The sequence below is a fragment of the Clostridium sulfidigenes genome (genome assembly GCF_052067195.1).
GTDB classification, from domain to species: domain Bacteria; phylum Bacillota; class Clostridia; order Clostridiales; family Clostridiaceae; genus Clostridium_J; species Clostridium_J sulfidigenes.
In genome coordinates this window covers 56,240-75,026 of record NZ_JBQHQR010000013.1, presented here as the reverse complement: position 1 = coordinate 75,026, position 18,787 = coordinate 56,240, and the positions used below count along the sequence as shown (strand labels likewise).

15 protein-coding genes are annotated in these 18,787 nt (G+C 28.4%); 8 read left to right on the top strand and 7 right to left on the bottom strand.

All coding sequences use genetic code 11. The features are described 5' to 3' along the window. Positions 1–56: 56 nt before the first annotated feature. The 3 genes from ACTNBA_RS14415 to ACTNBA_RS14405 form a co-directional block, all read right to left on the bottom strand. A complete protein-coding gene (locus ACTNBA_RS14415; RefSeq protein WP_441074908.1) occupies positions 57–1,433 on the bottom strand; it encodes an MATE family efflux transporter in 1,377 nt (458 codons plus the stop codon). A gap of 345 nt (positions 1,434–1,778) precedes the next feature. Next, positions 1,779–3,947, bottom strand: a complete 2,169-nt coding sequence (locus ACTNBA_RS14410) for an AraC family transcriptional regulator (RefSeq protein WP_441074906.1) — start codon at positions 3,945–3,947, stop codon at positions 1,779–1,781. Positions 3,948–4,128: 181 nt separating this feature from the next. Continuing rightward, positions 4,129–5,280: a double-cubane-cluster-containing anaerobic reductase gene (locus ACTNBA_RS14405; protein ID WP_441074905.1), complete on the bottom strand. Its 1,152-nt coding sequence runs from the start codon at positions 5,278–5,280 to the stop codon at positions 4,129–4,131. Between the two features lie 232 nt (positions 5,281–5,512). Between ACTNBA_RS14405 and ACTNBA_RS14400 the strand changes: the two genes are divergently transcribed. Beyond that, on the top strand, positions 5,513–6,685 hold the full coding sequence (locus tag ACTNBA_RS14400; RefSeq protein ID WP_441074903.1) for a MalY/PatB family protein: 1,173 nt from the start codon (positions 5,513–5,515) through the stop codon (positions 6,683–6,685). 47 nt (positions 6,686–6,732) lie between these two features. Here ACTNBA_RS14400 and ACTNBA_RS14395 read toward each other — a convergent pair whose 3' ends face one another. Then, positions 6,733–8,205 (bottom strand): S41 family peptidase, encoded by a 1,473-nt coding sequence (locus ACTNBA_RS14395; protein WP_441074902.1) that lies wholly within the window; start codon positions 8,203–8,205, stop codon positions 6,733–6,735. 247 nt (positions 8,206–8,452) lie between these two features. On the opposite strand from ACTNBA_RS14395, the gene ACTNBA_RS14390 reads away from it, so the two are divergent. From ACTNBA_RS14390 to ACTNBA_RS14375, 4 genes are all read left to right on the top strand, one after another. Continuing rightward, positions 8,453–9,127: a response regulator transcription factor gene (locus ACTNBA_RS14390; protein ID WP_035135324.1), complete on the top strand. Its 675-nt coding sequence runs from the start codon at positions 8,453–8,455 to the stop codon at positions 9,125–9,127. 139 nt (positions 9,128–9,266) lie between these two features. After that, a complete protein-coding gene (locus tag ACTNBA_RS14385; RefSeq protein WP_441074901.1) occupies positions 9,267–10,277 on the top strand; it encodes an ATP-binding protein in 1,011 nt (336 codons plus the stop codon). A gap of 273 nt (positions 10,278–10,550) precedes the next feature. After that, on the top strand, positions 10,551–11,318 hold the full coding sequence (locus ACTNBA_RS14380) for an ABC transporter ATP-binding protein (protein WP_441074900.1): 768 nt from the start codon (positions 10,551–10,553) through the stop codon (positions 11,316–11,318). Continuing rightward, positions 11,308–13,317 carry an FtsX-like permease family protein gene (locus tag ACTNBA_RS14375; protein WP_441074987.1) on the top strand — a complete coding sequence of 670 codons (2,010 nt, stop codon included), beginning with the start codon at positions 11,308–11,310 and terminating at the stop codon, positions 13,315–13,317. The genes ACTNBA_RS14380 and ACTNBA_RS14375 overlap by 11 nt, the downstream gene beginning before the upstream one ends. Positions 13,318–13,502: 185 nt before the next feature. On the opposite strand, the gene ACTNBA_RS14370 is transcribed toward ACTNBA_RS14375, so the two are convergent. The 3 genes from ACTNBA_RS14370 to ACTNBA_RS14360 form a co-directional block, all read right to left on the bottom strand. Continuing rightward, positions 13,503–14,165 (bottom strand): ATP-binding cassette domain-containing protein, encoded by a 663-nt coding sequence (locus tag ACTNBA_RS14370; RefSeq protein ID WP_441074898.1) that lies wholly within the window; start codon positions 14,163–14,165, stop codon positions 13,503–13,505. 16 nt (positions 14,166–14,181) lie between these two features. Further along, on the bottom strand, positions 14,182–15,741 hold the full coding sequence (locus tag ACTNBA_RS14365; protein ID WP_441074897.1) for an ABC transporter permease: 1,560 nt from the start codon (positions 15,739–15,741) through the stop codon (positions 14,182–14,184). Between the two features lie 185 nt (positions 15,742–15,926). Next, complete coding sequence (locus ACTNBA_RS14360; RefSeq protein ID WP_441074896.1) at positions 15,927–16,130, bottom strand: hypothetical protein; 204 nt, start codon at positions 16,128–16,130, stop codon at positions 15,927–15,929. A 184-nt stretch (positions 16,131–16,314) separates the two neighbouring features. Here ACTNBA_RS14360 and ACTNBA_RS14355 point away from each other — a divergent pair, with 184 nt between their 5' ends. From ACTNBA_RS14355 to ACTNBA_RS14345, 3 genes are all read left to right on the top strand, one after another. Next, positions 16,315–16,923, top strand: a complete 609-nt coding sequence (locus tag ACTNBA_RS14355; protein ID WP_441074895.1) for a non-canonical purine NTP pyrophosphatase — start codon at positions 16,315–16,317, stop codon at positions 16,921–16,923. A 17-nt stretch (positions 16,924–16,940) separates the two neighbouring features. Further along, entirely contained in the window at positions 16,941–17,909 is a 969-nt protein-coding gene (locus ACTNBA_RS14350) for an NAD-dependent epimerase/dehydratase family protein (protein ID WP_441074893.1), read from the top strand. Positions 17,910–17,979: 70 nt separating this feature from the next. Then, complete coding sequence (locus tag ACTNBA_RS14345; protein WP_441074891.1) at positions 17,980–18,669, top strand: HAD family hydrolase; 690 nt, start codon at positions 17,980–17,982, stop codon at positions 18,667–18,669. Positions 18,670–18,787: the final 118 nt, after the last annotated feature.

Sequence of the window (18,787 nt, the reverse complement as noted above, 5' to 3'; positions counted from 1 at the left end):
AATTATTATGTAAAAACTCCTTAGAATATAACTTTCTAAGGAGTAAATTTTTTTTATTAAGCTGTTACGGTTTTTGTAGTTTCTTCCTTTTGGTCTTTTCTCCAAGTGCTATTTAATAAATAAAAAGATGTTACTGCAGAAATTAAATCTGAAGCAGGATATGCTATCCATGCACCTATGGTACCAAAAATATTCACAAAAACTATAGCTAAAGGAATGAATACTATTAACTGTCTAAATAAAGATAATCTAAATCCTTTTTTAGCTTCATCAATTGCTTGATAGTAGTATATACCTATATAATATAAACCAACTAAAGGAAGTAGGAATATACATATTCTAAGGGCCTTAACAGCCTCAGGTAATAACTTTGCATCAGTTAAAAACAAGCCTATCATTTTTGGAGCAAAATACATAATAAATACTCCAAATATTAAAGAGATTATTGTCACAGTTTTTATAGATGCTTTAACTGTATTTTTAACTCTATCAAAGTTTCTTGCACCAAAGTTAAAGGCTACAATTGGCTGCATAGCAGAACTTATACCAATTATTGCAATAAACATAAACATAGATATTTTAGTAATAACACCTACTATTATTATAGCTTCATTACCACCTCTAGAAATTAATAAGTTATTTAAAACTACAGAAACTATTGCATCTGATATTTCAATAACAAAGGTTGAAAATCCCACAGCAATTAATCCTTTAATTAATGTAATATCTATATTTGGTAGAATATTATTTATTGAAAGTTTAATTTTAAAGTGTTTAGTTACATCTTTAAACTTGTATAGAACAAAAATTAAGCCTACAAATTGAGAAACTACAGTAGCAATAGCTGCACCAGCTATACCTATATTTAAATGAGCTACTAATATGTAGTCAACTACAATATTTAGAAGTGCACCGATACTGTTAGCATAAAGTCCTATTTTAGAGTTTCCTAAGGCTGTCATTACTTGAGAGCATACTATAGTTAATCCTTGAAATATTGCTCCTATAAAAATTATAGATATATAATCATTAGTTAGTCCAAAAGTGACATCACTTGCACCAAGTTTATATAATAATCCACCTCTAAATAAGAATAAAAGTAGAGGGATTATTGTTAAAGATACTATTGTAATAGATATTGAATTAATTATTGTGGATTTAATCTTTTCAGGTTGTTTTTCACCGGAATATCTTGAAACGTAGGTTGAAGCTCCTACACCAATTAAGAAAGCGATTGCTATAAGAAAACGTTGAATTGGAAATGCAACTGTTAAGGCACCGATAGCATTAGGACCAATATATCTACCAACAAAAACTGTGTCTACCATGTTATAGAGTTCTGCTACTAGCAAAGAAAAAATTGCAGGTATGGCAAATTTAAATAATACTCTGTATGTTCTTCCATCCGAAAATATTTTAGGGTTAATTCCCATTGTCTCACCTCATTTATTTGAAAATTCTGCATATTTTTCTTGAGTTTATTTTATAAAAACTTCTCTTTATTTTTTATAGAAAAATACGTTTTGTCTTCATGTTTAATTTAATATTATAATATTTTATCTTATATTAATATTATAGTTGAAAACAATTAAATAAACATTCACTTAAGTGTCCATCAAAAAGTACTATTCTGCCCAAATAGTCATTGGTTAAAAATAGGAAAAAGCACAAAAGCACCTTAATTAGGATGCTTTTGTACTTAAAATCAATATATTTTATACATAACATAATATATTTTAACTGAAAGTAGACATATATTCATATAAATTGAGGTAAAATTAATTAATCTTAATAGGCTTCTGAACTTCATTAATTATAACTAATGTAGCTCCATAGGTTTTTAAGGTAACTAAAATATTTATAACTGTACTCTTCTTAAAGTATTTAAATCTAATATTAGGATAAGAAGCTTTATGAAGAATACCATTTTCATCTTTGTTAAGTCTAGTTGGTCTCCCCATATCAATCCAATAGTTATAGGATGAACCAATCTTTTCATTTATTTCATAAGTAGTTACATTAATATCTGAATGAATATTAGTTATATTAAGAGAAAGTTTTTTCGAAGTCGCATTTTTTATACCTCTAAGCTTTGAAAAACTTGCCATAGAAATTAAATCATTGATTTTATCATGATAAGTATAAAGTAAAATCTCATATTGATTGTTAGTTTTAGTAACTACATATCCATCACCTTTAGCTACTAATGTATTACCTAATTTATTTAAAAGTGAATAGGCATAAAAGGCAGGTTTTTTTATTCCCTTATCATTTATAAGACCAGGATAACCAAAGAATAGTTCATTGGTTATATTTACTTGCTTATCAAGGACGTCAAAGGCCCTTATAAAGCTTAAATCTCCCTTATGATTTACTACATTATCAATAATAAATGGAATCATATAGGCTGTATCATATATATTATTTACTTCATTATTTATCATAAAAGGTTCTTCTTCAAAATCTAATTTATTGTAAATTAATATTTCTTCAATTGAAGTCCTCAAATTTTCAGGAAAGGTAGAGGAAAATTCAAATCTAAAATTTTTGTAATTAAGAGTTTCTATTGCACTGAAATATTCCATGAAGGATAGAAGAATATTTTTAAAATCTTCATGTATATCTATAGAATTTTTAAGGGGTAATATATTTTTAGAGGCAACTTCATAGCTTTCATCGTTAATGTCATTTATATGTTCTTCATAGGTGCTATCCATATCTAAAACAATTATAGGCACTATATCTAAAAATTCTATAAACTCTAGTACATCCTTTGCTCTATTCCAGTTATGAAATTTAGAGCCAGGGAAAATAGCCATATCAGTACTAAATAAATTTAGGATCCGTCCATATTCAAAATCCATTTCCCTTTGAAGTTCTTCTAGTGTATCTTTATTGTCTTCAATTAAAAGGTCAAAGGCATCACCAATGGTTATAATTCTATTAAAATTCTTATCAAATTCACCTATACAATTTTCCATATTAATATTTAACTGATGAATTTTGTCCTCATAGTTAAACCTATCGTAGTCCTCCAGATAATATATTACCTCATCTAGACTTTCTTCTAAAGGATGAGTTATATATTTAGTCAACTTTTCTAGGACTTCAGGAGTAGATTTATATTTTTTTCTAAATTGTAAAGGCGTAAGCTTATAGTGAAGTTTAAAGTGCTTATTAAAGTATCTAGTATGAGAAAAACCAATTTCCTCAGAAATTTCAGATAGTGTCATATCTGTATCTAAAATTAATTTTATAGATTCTTCAACTCTAATAAGATTTAGAAAATCAGTAAAGGAATATCCTGTAGCATATTTTATTTCTCTTGATAAATAATGAGTACTTAGATATTCGTTACTAGATATATCTTTAAGAGTTATATTGTTTTGATAATTATTATAAATATATTTCGATATACTATGATATCTTTGAAGTTGATCTTTATTTTCTTTAAGCTCTTGTTTTTCATGAATTAAATAGTTGAAGTTGTTTATAAGATGATAAAGAAGTTTTACAAGGATATCTTCAATTTCTTCATCATAATTATCTTGTTTTTGCACTGTTTCACAAAGGACTTGACAAAGAAATACTCTTAAATCTTCATACTCTTCACCTAATTGCGAAGCCTTACTAGAAGAGTTGGTATAAAAAAACATATTCTCAATATCGTTATAGTACTTTTGAAAAAAGTAGGGATCTATTTGAAATATGAGTACTTTATTGTCAGGATCATCACTTTCAATGCTATGAACTTCATCTATATTTATAATTTCAATTTGATTTTCACTTATTATATATTTTTCAGTATTTATATATAGATTGATTGTGCCTTTTATAACATAAAGAATTTCGATGCAATAATGCCAATGGATTGGATAGTTTTTAATGGTATTAAAAGAAATAGATATAGGCATGTTTGCAGAATAATTAATATATTGTCTATGCATTATAAACTCTCCTTGCCAGTTTCTTTAGTATTAATAGTATTATAGCATCAATTAGAAAAAACATGCTAGAGGAATAAAGGAGAGAAAGTGGGAAAACCTCAAGAAATTATTTTTCTTGAGGTTTTTGGATTTTATTATGAACTTTCATAGATAATTTTTACCTAAGCAATATTTTAAGGCTCTATAACATTTCTATAAAAGCTGCCATTCTAGTGTTAAGTTGTCCAATGTCAGCAGTAGAATAATCTGTTTCTATACTGATGTAAGGTATTTTTTTAGTGTTATTAACAAATCTTTTAATTTGCAATGTTTCTACGCTATATGTATGACAAGCTTGAAGTACTACATCCACCACTGCATCAACTTTATATTCATCTATCATTCTATTAAGTAGATCTGTACGGTTAGGATTAGGTGTCATACAAGAACATCCAATATTTAAGTATTTACGAGCAATAGCATCATAGATATCAGGATTATTTTCATCTACTAATTCATCGATAGCTTTAGCACCAGTACAGTTTTCAAAAGCCACGACATGAGCTCCATTATCTTCTATTGCTTTTATAACTTTTTCTGTAGCTCCACCAATAGGACATCCAGTTATAAGAATACGAGGTTTCTTTTCATATTTTTTTTCTACTTCATATTCACCCTTAATTTTCTCACTTAGGGCATATATTTCTTTTGGTACCTCTGCTTTATCAAATTTAAATGTAGTACCATAAAGAACTTTAAACATATCTTGTCCTAATATCGCTGGTGGATCAAGTTTTCCAAGACCGTAGAAGGCTTTAAGAGCTTTTCTTTCTTCATTTTTTAATTTAATGGCCTTTTTAATATTTTCATCACTTATAGTAGTTTCAAATTGTTTTTCTAAAACTTCTTTAAATTTTATTACTTCTTTCTTCCAAAGCTTTAAACCTTCTTCACTTTGAGAGTTTGGTAGTTCCATAACATGAACAGGCTTAAACTCACTTAAATATTCATACATTTTTTTCTTTCCATCACAAGTAGTTTCACCTACAACTAAATCAGAAAAGTAAAAGAATGGACATTTATCTGTTTTTGCAAATCCATAACTTGATTTGATAAGTGGACATAGATTACGCGGTAATTCTTTTTCAGCTTCTGCAATTGTCTCATCAGACATAGAACAAAGAGATACAACACTTGCACCCATGGCAAGAGGTAATTCCTGTGGCATATAAGTACAAAATACTCCTACTAAAGGTATATTTTCATCTTTAAGTTTTTTGGCTGCAATAAAGGAGTTTCTCCTAGCCTCTGCAAAGTCTTCAAATATTTCAGGTAGTTCTTTTCTTATTTTCATTTTAATTCTCCTATCATTTTACGTGGTTATTTAAAAATAATCTATCTAATAAGATTATACATAGAAATTATGTAATATTATGAATTATAGTGTTATTTTATACATTTACATCTATCTATAGAATGTTATAATACTACATTGATAAAAATAGTGATAAAATTATATTGTATATAGTAGTTTAAGTAGTAAAAATTATTATTAATTTATTAGGATTTTATAGGAGGTAGGGAAAATGAAATACAGTTTTGATGAAAAAGTGGACAGGATAGGCAGTAACTGTTTAAAGTGGGACTTAATAAATAGAACATATAATGATAGTGAAATTATACCTCTATGGGTAGCAGATATGGATTTTAAAGTGCCAGAAGAAATAGGAGATGCTATAAGAAAAAGGTTAGAACATCCTATTTTTGGATATTCCCTTACACCACCATCATACTATAAAGCTGCTACAAATTGGTTTGATAAAAGATTTCAATGGAAAGTTGAAAAGGGATGGATGAAGTTTGCTCCGGGAGTTGTACCAGGTCTTAAAACTATAGTTGCTGCTTACACAAAACCAGGAGATGAAATTATAATTCAAACGCCGGTATATCATCCTTTTTATAGTATTATAAAAAATAATGGGTGTCAGGTTGTAGAAAATCCCTTAACTTGTAAAGATGGTAGATATGAAATGGACTTTGATAACTTAGAAAAGATAATTACTAAAAAAACTAAGATGATAATTCTTTGTAGTCCTCATAATCCAGTAGGAAGAGTATGGACTGTAGAAGAATTAAAAATGGTTGGAGAAATATGTATAAAGAATAATGTACTAGTGGTAGTAGATGAAATTCATGCAGATATAGTTTATAAACCTAATATACATACAGTATTTGCATCTATCAATGAAGAATTTGCTGATAATTCTATAATATGCACAGCACCAAATAAAACCTTTAATATTGCAGGGTTTAAAACTGCAAATATAATTATTAAAAATGAAAAATTAAGAAATCAATATATATTGCAAATGGAAAAAGACTGTATAGAAGGAGCAACTACTTTAGGTGCAGTAGCACAAGAAGCAGCGTATACTAGTGGAGAAGAATGGTATCAAGGTCTTATGGAATATTTAGCAGGAAATATAGACTTTACTTTAGAATTCTTTGATAAAAGAATTCCTAAAATTAAGATTAGAAAACCAGAAGGAACCTATTTATTGTGGCTTGATTGCTCAGGATTAAATATGAAGCCAGAAGAATTAAGTAAATTCTTCCTTAAAAAGTGTAAAGTATGGTTAAATGATGGTAGCATGTTTGGACATGATGGAGCTATGTTTCAAAGAATGAATATAGGAACTAGTAGGGTTGTTCTTCAAGAAGCTTTAGAAAGAATAGAAAGAGAAGTAAATAAATTATAGGTTTATAATAGGAGGTTGCCTAAAAAATCAGGCAACCTCTTAAATAGTTACTTTAAATTATAATTTTCAATAAGTTTTAGAGTTAGTTCTAAAGCATCTTCTCCATTTACCCATATATCAGGTTTGATACCTTCACCTTCCTTAAAGAACTTTTCATCATATAGCCTTAACCAGTTTCCATAGGAAAATTCAATATGGGAATTTGGAAGGTAACCCAGTTCTACATTAGAACTTTCAAGAGTACCATGAGTATTAGTACCAACTACTACAATATTTTCAAAATCCTTTAGATGCTCTACAAAGAATTCAGCAGCTGAGGAGGTTTTTTTATCTGTAAGAACAAAGATAGTATTTAAATTTTTATTAAGCTCTTTTTTAGATTTAGGTATATGTTCATAATAATAAGCATGAATTTTTTCAAGTTGTAAAGTTTTTAGGTCCTTATGAAAGGTGTTAAAATCGTAGTAGGAGGGGGCATCCTTAGATCTTCCATAAAGAAGTAGAAAAAGACCCTTCCCTTGAGATGAAACTCCAAAATATTCATTTATCCAGTTTAAAGCGGTCAATATATCACCACCATTATTACCACGTAAATCTAATATACTTACAGGAGAACCCTTTACTTTAGAAGCAGTATTAATGAAATCTATTCCTTCTAAACCTATATTGTAGGGAACTTCTCTGGAAGATATTATAGGAACATCATCTATAGTTGTGTAGTCTAAAGGTGAAATAGACTCATCTGAAAAAGTATTTGATAATTTCAGTTCAATATCTTTAGTATATTCTGATTCACCTCTATAAAAAACAACATTTAAGTTCCTTGAAGCTTGTCCAGAATATTTTGCTAAAACACCTAAATTGTATAATAGCTTACCTTCAGTATTTATTGAAAGATATAAATAATTTTCGATGTTTTCATCTTTATTTATAGATTTAATGTAGTAAAGAACACCTCCATATTCTACATAATAGCCTATTCTGTTTTTGAAAATTCCTAGAGTTGAATTTGTATAATATCTAGAGGTATTTTCTAAGTCAAAGCCATTGTTACCTATATAAAAATGTCTATCAGGAATAAAAGCAAGATTATCTTTTAAGGTTTTTGTTAGTTCAGCTACATTAATTACATCATTATCACCAATAAAACTTAAAACTGATTCCTTAGCCTGTAAAAATAATTTATCACTACCATAATAATTATATGGTGCGTAGCTAGATTTCAAAGCTTTAAAATATAGTTCTACATCATAAATAGCTTCTTTTCTGGTTATAGCAGTAGGAGATATTACGTGAGGTGTTGAAAATAGTAGAGCGTGTTCTTTAGCAGTTAGTATATCTTCATTTGGAATTTCGGATATAAATTCTCTAATATTTAATTTAGATATGGGGATATTTAAATTTTTATGATTTATCTTTTCTAAAGCTTTTTCAAAGGAAATATCTTTTTTATAATAAGGTAAATAAATTAAAATTAAACCTAAAATTATAATAAAAAGAATTTTAAAAGTTTTTTTCAAATTAAAATCCACCTCCCTATAATTCTATTAAATAAGGTTATTATACCATAAAATGTAAAAAAATAAAGACTTTATGAATAAAAATAAAACAAATTAATAATTGACTGCCTTTTAGTTACACTATGTTTTGGTTATAATGTTATTAATAAGAATTGGAAAAGTATTTCAACTAGTTTTAGTATAGATAAATCTTAATTTTACATTAATGTAAACATATAATATAAAAAATAATTTTGGGAGTGATAAAGTGGCAAAGATCATTATAATAGAGGATACAGAAACTATTAGGCAGGAGCTTGCAACATTTTTAAATAGATATGGATATGAGGTCATAGCACCTACTAATTTTGAAAATATAATATCTATTATTGAAAAAGAAGAGCCCAATCTCATACTCTTAGATATAAACTTACCTGTATTTGATGGATTCTACATTTGTAGAGAAGTGAGGAAAACTTCTCAAGTACCTATAATTGTGGTTACAAGTAGAGATAGTGATATGGATGAGCTAATGAGTATGAATTTAGGAGCAGATGACTTTATAACTAAGCCTTATAATACACAAATACTTTTAGCAAGGATAAATTCAGTACTAAAGAGAGTAAATCAAGGGAATGAAGGGAATCAAGAAATATTAGTATATAATGATTTAAAGTTAAATCTATCTAATGGAACCATAAACTGTGGAGATAATGCTTTAGAAATCACTAAAAACGAATTAAAAGTTCTTTATTACCTTATAAAGAATAAAGGAAACATTGTATCTAGGGAGGATCTAATGGATTATCTATGGAAGTCTAATTTGTTTGTAGATGATAACACTTTGTCAGTTAATGTGACAAGACTTAGAAAAAAATTAGAGGAAATTGGAATTAAAGATGTTATAGAAACAAGAAGGGGACTTGGATATATAATGCCATAAATATATAAATATTTATGTAGAGAACTATTTATACATAAAACTATTTAAATATGGAAAAATAAAACTATTTAAATAGTTGTTCTGTTTATGCGGGTTTGAAGGAGTTTTCTACTATAAGTAGTAGAGAGGAATAGATAAAATGAAAGTTAGGGATTATCTTAAATCAAGAATTGGCTTTTTAATAATTAATGGAGTCCTATTTATGATTTTTGTATCTATTTTAATATTTTTAAATGTAGGGAGTGGACTAATATTTTTATCTTTCATATTATGGTTTACTCCATTAAGTACATATTTAACCCTTGAAGTTATTAAACATAAGAAATTTCTAGACAATATTACAGGAACTAAAGATAGCTTGGATAAAAAGTATTTGCTTCCAGAGGTTATGGAAAAGCCAGATTTTTTAGAAGGTGAAATAGTTTATCAAGTTCTTAAGGAATGTAATAAAAATATGCATGAAAATGTAAAAAAGTATGAATGTACCCAAAAAGAATATAGAGAATACATAGAAATGTGGGTTCATGAAGTAAAGACGCCTATTGCTTCTGCTAGACTTATTATAGATAATAACGAAAGTACTGTAACAAATAAAATTGGACATGAATTGAAGAAGGTAGAAGATTTCATAGAACAAGTCCTTTATTACTCAAAGAGCAACGATGTAAGTAAGGACTATATTATAAGAGAATTTAATTTAGAAGAAGCTGTTATGGAGGTTTTGAGAAAGAATTCTAGAGATTTCATAAATAAAAAGATATCTTTAGAGATAGGAGATATGGGAGGTAAAATTTTCAGTGATATAAAATGGGTGGAGTTTATTTTAAATCAAGTTTTAGGAAACGCCATAAAGTATTCTAAGGAATCAAATGGGATAATAAAAATATATTCAACTTCTACAGAAAATAAAATAACTTTAACTATAGAAGATAATGGTGTTGGAATTTCAGAAAGAGACATTTTTAGGGTTTTTGAAAAAGGTTTTACTGGGGATAATGGAAGAAAGTTTGGTAAATCCACAGGAATGGGGTTATATCTGTGTAAAAAACTTTGTAATAGACTTGGATTGGGGATAAGTATTGAGTCAAAGTTAGAATATGGAACTAAGGTGTATATAAATTTTCCTCTAGGAAGATTTACTAGTTTCTAATAATAGCTAAAATAAACTGATTGGATAAAAATTAATCTCAATCAGTTTTTTTATGGTAAACATTTGATTACATTGTACTTATACCTAGGGCTTCAATAGTTTCATAAACAGGGCTACTCCTAAGTTTATAGATTAACTTTTAGACTTTCATTATTATCTTACGAAAATGAAAGATTAATGACATGAAATTAAATACAACATACTTTTAGAAAAATATATAATAAGCTCATAAAGTTAAGGCAAAACTTAAAATGTATTTTAGGAGGATGAATTATGGAAAATGTCTTAAAAGTTGAAAATATAGAAAAATATTATGGTGGAAAGGGAAATGTGACTAAGGCTATTGATAATATAAGTTTTGAGGTAGAGAAGGGGGAGTTCCTTGGAATAATGGGACCTTCTGGAAGTGGTAAAACTACACTTTTAAATTGTATATCTACCATTGACACAGTGACTACAGGAAATATAATTATAAATAATAAAGATATAACTAGTCTTAAGAATAATGATATTGAAAAGTTTAGAAGAGATGAGCTTGGATTTATATTTCAAGATTTTAATCTTTTAGATACATTAACTGCTTATGAAAATATTGCATTGGCACTTACTATACAAGATGTAAAACCTAAAAGTATAGATGGAAGAATTAAAGCAGTAGCAAACAAATTAGGTATAAGTGAAATTTTAAATAAATATCCTTATGAAATGTCTGGTGGTCAAAAACAAAGAGTTGCTTCAGCTAGAGCTATCGTTACTAATCCATCACTAATTTTAGCTGATGAACCAACAGGAGCATTAGATTCTAAGTCCTCTAGATTATTACTAGACTCCTTTGAGAAATTAAACGAAGAACTAGAAGCTACTATACTCATGGTCACACATGATGCGTTTACAGCTAGTTATGCTCATAGGATTTTATTTATAAAAGATGGAAAAGTATTTAATGAACTAATTAGAGGAAATGATAGTAGAAAAGAATTCTTTAATAGAATTATTGAGGTAGTGACATTACTTGGAGGTGACAGTGGAGATGTATTCTAAAATTGCATTAAATAATGTAAAGAAAAGTTTTAAAGACTATACCATATATTTTTTAACTTTAACCTTTGCCGTTTGTATATTTTATAGCTTTAACTCTATAGAATCACAAAAGGCAATGTTTGAAATAAGTAAGAAGGAAGCTAGTTTTATAGATATGTTAACTACAGTTATTTCTTGGGTATCTGTATTTGTGTCAGTAATTTTGGGTGGACTCATTGTTTATGCAAATAACTTTATGATAAAACGAAGAAAAAAAGAACTTGGTGTATATATGACATTGGGTATGAGTAAAAGAAAAATCTCAAGTATTTTAGTGTCTGAATCTTTTTTCATAGGCCTTATGTCTTTAGTAGCAGGGTTAATCTTTGGTATAGTTTTATCACAAGGATTATCTCTTTTTACAGCGAAGTTATTTCAGGTAGGCATGAGTGAATACAAATTTGTATTTTCACAAAATGCTGCTGTAAAGACTATAGCTTATTTTGGAATAATGTTTTTACTTATAATGATATTTAATACCTTTGTAATTTCAAAATACAAACTTATAGATATGATAAATGCTAATAAGAAAAGTGAAAATATAAAGATTAAAAATCCTATAGTATCAATTATTATTTTTATTTTAGGAGTAGGAATACTTATAACTGCTTATAAGTTTATAATAGAAGTGGGATTAGACATAACTGATTCTAGATTTACTATTTCGATAATACTGGGGATTCTAGGAACTATATTATTTTATTATGGATTAGCTGGATTTATATTGTATGTAATCAAGAATAGTAAAAATATATACCTTAAAAAACTAAATATATTTGTTACTAGACAGATAAGTAGTAAAATTAACACAAATTTTGTATCTATAACAGTTATATGTTTAATGCTCTTTATAACTATTTCTATATTATCTACGGGATTGAGTTTTAAAAATTCTTTAGAAAGTAGTCTTAAGGATACAGTACCCTTTGATGTCTCAGCTAGAATTATAAATTTTAAAGGTTCGGAAAACAAAACTATAGAACAGGCCATTAAAGAATTAGGGTTCAATTTCACAGATAAAGAAAAGTATGTAGTATTACAAGAGTATAGACTAGAAGAAAGTTATGGTGATATATTAAGAGGATATGGTAAAGAAGATAAATTTCTTGATAACGATTATAGTAACATGTCAGCTCTAAAAATAAGTGATTATAATAAACTAAGAGAGTTAAATGGACAAAGTTCAATAGACTTAAAAGAAGATGAAGTATTAATAACCTCTAACTTTAGTAAATTAGTGCCTTTAGTTAAAAGCTATATGAAGGAAAATACAGTAATTAAAATAAATAATATAAACTATAATATAAAAAATCAAGAGCTTATTACAGAAGCTTATGAAAGCACAGGCTTTGCTAATAATTTCTTTACAGTAATACTTCCAGATAAAGCTTTAGAAAACCTTAAACCCTATGACTCTATATTAAATTGTAACTTTGTAGGTGAAGATAGAGAAAAACGAGAATCAGAAATAGGAGAAATATTCAAAAATAGCAGAGATGAAAATGCTTCGGGTAAAGACTTTATAATATTAGGTGATACTAAGACTGGCATATACAGTATGACAAAAGGAGCTACTACCACAATTTTATATATAGGTATATATATTGGGATTGTATTCTTAATTTCTAGTGCGGCAGTCCTTGCTCTTCAACAATTATCAGAAGCTAGTGAGAGCATTGATAGATATAAAGCTCTAAGAAGGATTGGAGCTTCAAGAAACATGATAAATAAAACCATATTTATTCAAACTTTAATATACTTTGCAATGCCATTAGTATTAGCTATAATTCACTCCATAGTTGGAATTAGTGTAGCTAATGAATTTATATCTCTTTACGGCAATGCAGAGATAGGGGCTTCAGCCACTATAACAGCACTACTGATAATAGCTATATATGGAGGCTATTTCTACGCCACCTATATAGGCTATAAGAATGTAACTAACACTCCAAATCTATGATTTGGCTAAGTGTTAGTTACTCCAGCGAATGAAATGAGTCGGAGTTTCATTATTCCCACTCCAAATCTATGATTTGGCTAAGTGTAGTAAGTTAAAAGATTAGTGGGAGTGAAAAGTTTATTTAAGGTGATTTAAATAATTTAAAATAGATATAAGATAATGGTTATCTTATATCTATTTTTTATTTAGGCTATGCTATTTTTATTTTTAGAAGAAAGTTCATAAACTACATCACACATGTTAGCAACAGCAGGAGAATGGGTAACTAAAATTATACATTTACCTTGTTCATGAGCTAGCTTTTGAAAAATTTTAACGATACTACTTTCTGTTTCACCATCAAGGTTACCTGTTGGCTCATCTGCCAGTATTACAGCAGGGTCATAGGAAAGAACTCTAGCGATGGCTACACGTTGTTGTTCACCACCAGAAAGTTCTAACACTCTACGGGTAGCAGTAGCTTCATCTAACCCTACACTATTTAAAATTTCTAGTGCCTTTTCTTTTTTATTTATAATTTTTTTACTTGATATGTCAATCGAGAGAATAACATTTTCAATGGCAGTTAAATGAAGTAGTAAGTTAAAGCTTTGAAAGATAACTCCAACTAGATTACTTCTATATTTAAAAGAATCCATTTCACTTATATCTTTTCCATCAAATAAGATGGAGCCTTCAGTTGGTTTAGCTAGTCCAGAAAGAAGAGATAAAAGAGTGGTTTTACCTGCTCCAGACTTTCCGATGATGGAGTAAACTGTATTATCTTTAAACTCATAATTCATATTGCTTATAATTTCACGTTCCTTATTATAGGAATAACATAGATCTTTTAGTATAAAAGAACTCATAATAACACTCTCCTTTTTAAGTCCGATTGCTTAATATTTTTAATGGTTCATATCTAAGGATAGATATTACTGCTGTTGCACTAGATATAAGAGTAAGTAGAATACCTAATCCTAGTAGTTGTAGTAAAACTACCATATCTATACTTGCTGTTATATTATCAATATAGCTAATGGGTGTTTTACCAGCTGATTGTATTGCACCAGGAGCTCTATTTCCTGACATTTTACCTTGAAAATCACCACCAAAATTATCTTTAGTTGCTTCATTGGTAGTTTCCACTGAAGCAATTTGATTTTCGAGGAGCTTATTTGCAATAGGTACAGAAATTGTAGCTCCAATACAAACACTTATTGCTATGGATACGAATGACACAGCGAAAGCTTCAGTTATAAATTGAGTTGCAATTTTAAGCTTATTCATACCTATGGCAGCTAGTACACCAATTTCATATTTTCTTTCCCTTACAGCAAACACATTAAAAATAATTAGGATGGCACCACCTATACCTAAAACAACTAAAAGGAAGTACAATGAGTAATTACTTAAGTTATTTAGTGGTATCATACTTTGTTCATAAGAATTAACATCTTGAGATGAAATCGTATAAAGAGTATCATCTAAACCAAGGGTTATGACATCGCTTTTAAAGGCCTCATAGTTTTCAATATTAGAAAATACATAAGTTCCATTTTCTTGACTACGCAATGCTGTAGAAGTTTCGATACCAGTTGTTTCATCAGTGCTAGTAGTTGCACTTGATTTAGAAGTTTCAATGACTGAATTTAATGAGTTAAAGCTTACATAGATTTGATTTGCAGGGTCAGATGAAGGGGAGAAGCCCATCATATTGGCATGTTGATAAGTAGAAGCTTCACTATTGTTATATATACCACATATAGTTAATGAGATAGTTTCTTCTTCATTGTTAGGATTTACTAAGGTTATAGTATCTCCTACATTTAATTCATTAAGAAGAGCTAATTCATCACTAATAATACACTGAGGTTCTGATGAATCTATATTAAACACAGTTCCGTCAGTAATTTTTTTTGTACCACTTTTGAAATCTGTCATTGCATCGTGAGAACTGTATCCTATCACAGTAAGGTCACCCTGTGATCCCATCTTACCAAAGTCTCTACTACCACTTTCTTTATTAGATGGTACTCCATTTGGAGGATTAGAAGTATTTTCATTTGTCTCAGAGGTATCAACAGGAGATAAGTCATCATTACCATTCAAAGAAGAGGTTAGAGTATAATAAAAATCAGATACATATTTAGAATCTGCATAAGTCTGCATTTCCTCTAAAGATAAATTTTGTGAATTTTGAAGAGCTTTTTGCTTATCACTTTCTCCATTTTCTGCATTTTTCATTAAAGCTTGTCTATTGACAGATATGTTAGCAGTGATTTCTAAGGAATCTAGAGAAGTTTCTCTAGCTGTTTCTGCACTTTTTCTAATACTAAGGGAAATACAAGCAGAAACAGAAATAATTGTTGTTATGGTTATAATTAAAATAGTTCTGACTTTTGCTCGTGTAATACTTTTTAAAGCATTTTTTAAGATATACATAATAAATAATCTTCCTTTCTAAATCGTTTTAAACATGTGCTTATGTAATTAATTATGCAATGGATACCTTAAAATAATCTTAAAAAATATAATAAAACAAGTTCTTATATTCTAAATTAATTGTTAGAACATAAGAACTTTTTTAAAAAAATATATAAATTTAATTTTATGAAATTTGTTAAAAGCTATTTTGTAAGATCTTCATAATTTTCTATATAAAACATTACACTGCCGCAATTAGGGCATACTGCAGCTTTAGGTACTTCAGATACACTACTAAAGAGTCTTTTTCCCTTTCTTTTGATTCTAATTCCATACAGAGCGCCTTCTACATTGAAACTACAATTATCTACCATTTCACAGTTGCATTGATTACATATTCTCTTCAATTTTAGCTTCACTCTATTCTTGAAAAATTATTAGTCTAGTAAGGATTTTAACTAATATAAAATTTATTTATATTAAAACAATATTACATTAATTATATACTTATACAAATTAATCCTGTAAAATAATATTATAACATAGATACTTAGATAAATGTAAAAAATTGCATAAAAGAAGGTTGATGGAATGAGATTATTATATGGTACATCAAATCCTGCGAAGTTAAAGCACATGAAAGAGATGTTACAAGGATTAGATGTAGAGATAGTTGGATTAAATGAAATTAAGATGGGAGTGGGAGAAATAGATGAGAGTGGTAATGATCCTTTAGAAAATGCAAGAATTAAAGCCTTAGCTTATTATAAGCTAGTAAATATGCCTATTTTCTCTTGTGATTCAGGTTTGTACATAGAGGGAATAGATGAGAAAAGACAACCAGGTGTACATGTAAAAAGAGTAAATGGAAAGCAGCTTAAGGATGAAGAGATGATAGAGTACTACGGAAATATTGCCAAGGAATTAGGGGGAAGTGCTAAAGCAAAGTATAAAAACGCTATATGCTTTATTCAAGATGAAGGAAGAATTTTTGAGTCTATGGGAGATGAACTAGGCTCAGAGGAATTTATTCTAACATCTATTCCTCATAAAAATAGAAATAAAGGCTTTCCTTTAGATTCCATATCTATTGATGAGAAATCAGGAAAATATTATATGGATATTGAAGATGAAGAAAGTTATGAAGAAAGGGTGGGAGATGGGTTTAGAAAGTTTTTTATAAAAGCTTTAAATTTATAGATGTAGAGGTGGAGAAAATGAAAAAAGTCTTAGTTCTTGGAGGAAGCTATTTTATAGGAAAAGCCATTGTAGAAGCTTTATTAGGTTCTCAGAAAGATTATGAAATTTACACCTTAAATAGAGGAAGCAGAAAAAACGAAGATAAAAGAATTACTAATATAATTTGTGACAGAGAAGATTTAAATGAAATGAAAAAATGTCTTAGTGAGCATGAATTTAATTATATAATTGATGTATCTGGACTTAATGTAAATCAATTAGAAATTCTTCATGAAGCCTTAAATTATGAGAAGTTAGAGAAATATATTTTTATTAGTTCAAGTGCTGTCTATGATGTAGAAAATTATAAAATTCCATTCAAAGAATCATTTATGCTAGGAAAAAATAAATATTGGGGAGATTATGGAACAAACAAAATAGAGTGTGAAGAGTTTTTAGAGGATAAGTATAACTACAGTAATGTTCAGCTTATAATACTACGTCCTCCTTATGTTTATGGAGAAAATAATTATGCAGCAAGGGAAGGCTTTATTTTCCATCACATTATCAATGATAGGCCTATCCTAATTCCTAATGATGGAGAGACTAAAATTCAATTTATCTACTCTAAGGACCTAGGCAATTTAGTAGAAAGATTTTTAGATACAAATCAAGATAATCTATCTATTTATAATGTTGGAAATAGTGAGGCAGTCACCTTTAATACATGGATAGAACTATGTGAGAAGGCTGCTAGAAAAAAGGCAATAAAGCATCATTTTTATTATGAGGAGAATGGTTATAATGAGAGAGACTTCTTTTCATTTTTTAATTATGACAATGTGCTAGATGTGAAAAAGATTCATAGAATATTTGAAAAAGAAACATCTATGGAGGAAGGCTTAAAGAAATGTTATCAATGGTATCTTCATAATGAATCGGTGGTTATGATGAAAAAACATGTAGCAGAAAAGGAAGAAGAAATTTATAAGTTATTAGGGAAATAGTTCATAGTTTTATAATATGGATGTATAACTATGAATTTAGTAATATATTTAGTACGATATGGAGATTAAAATGGACAAGTTAATATTTTGGGATTTTCAAGGTACATTAGCTCATAATGAGTGGATGCTTAGTAAAGCTTTATTCAAGGTTTTATGTAAGTATGAACCATATACGGAAATAGGTATTGAAGATTTTAAGAAAATCTCATTAGTGGGATTTCCTTGGCAACAAGCTGAAAAGGAATATGTGAATCTCACTTCTAGTGATGCTTGGTGGAACCATGCTGAAGATATATTAATAAAGGGATATATAAAGTTAAATATATCAGAAGAAAAAGCAGCTATCTACTCAAAAGAAATTAGACAAGTACTTGCATCAGGAGAAAGTTTTCAACTATATGAAGATACAATAGAAGTATTACAGTACTTTATGAAAAAGGGTTATTCAAACGTAATACTCTCAAATCATATTCCTGAATTACCTAAGATAGTAGAGAAATTAGGATTATCACCGTATATAATCGATTGTATATCATCTGCTAATGTTGGATATGAGAAGCCAAATCCTAAAATATATCATTATGCTTTGAAAAAGCATTGCAATTATAGGGATATATGGATGGTTGGAGATAGTATTTTAGCTGATGTAAGAGGTCCAGAACATGTTGGAATTAAAGCAGTATTAGTAAGATCTAATACAGAAGAAAATGTTAGATATTACTCAAAGGATTTATTAGGAGTGAAAGAAATAATAGTATAGAAAATTAATATTGAAAATGGTTAGCAATAAGCTATTGAGTTCATACAAGATAAGATAATCATTAGATTTAGAAAAACTATTTATTATACTGTGATAATTAAAAATACATTGGAGGATA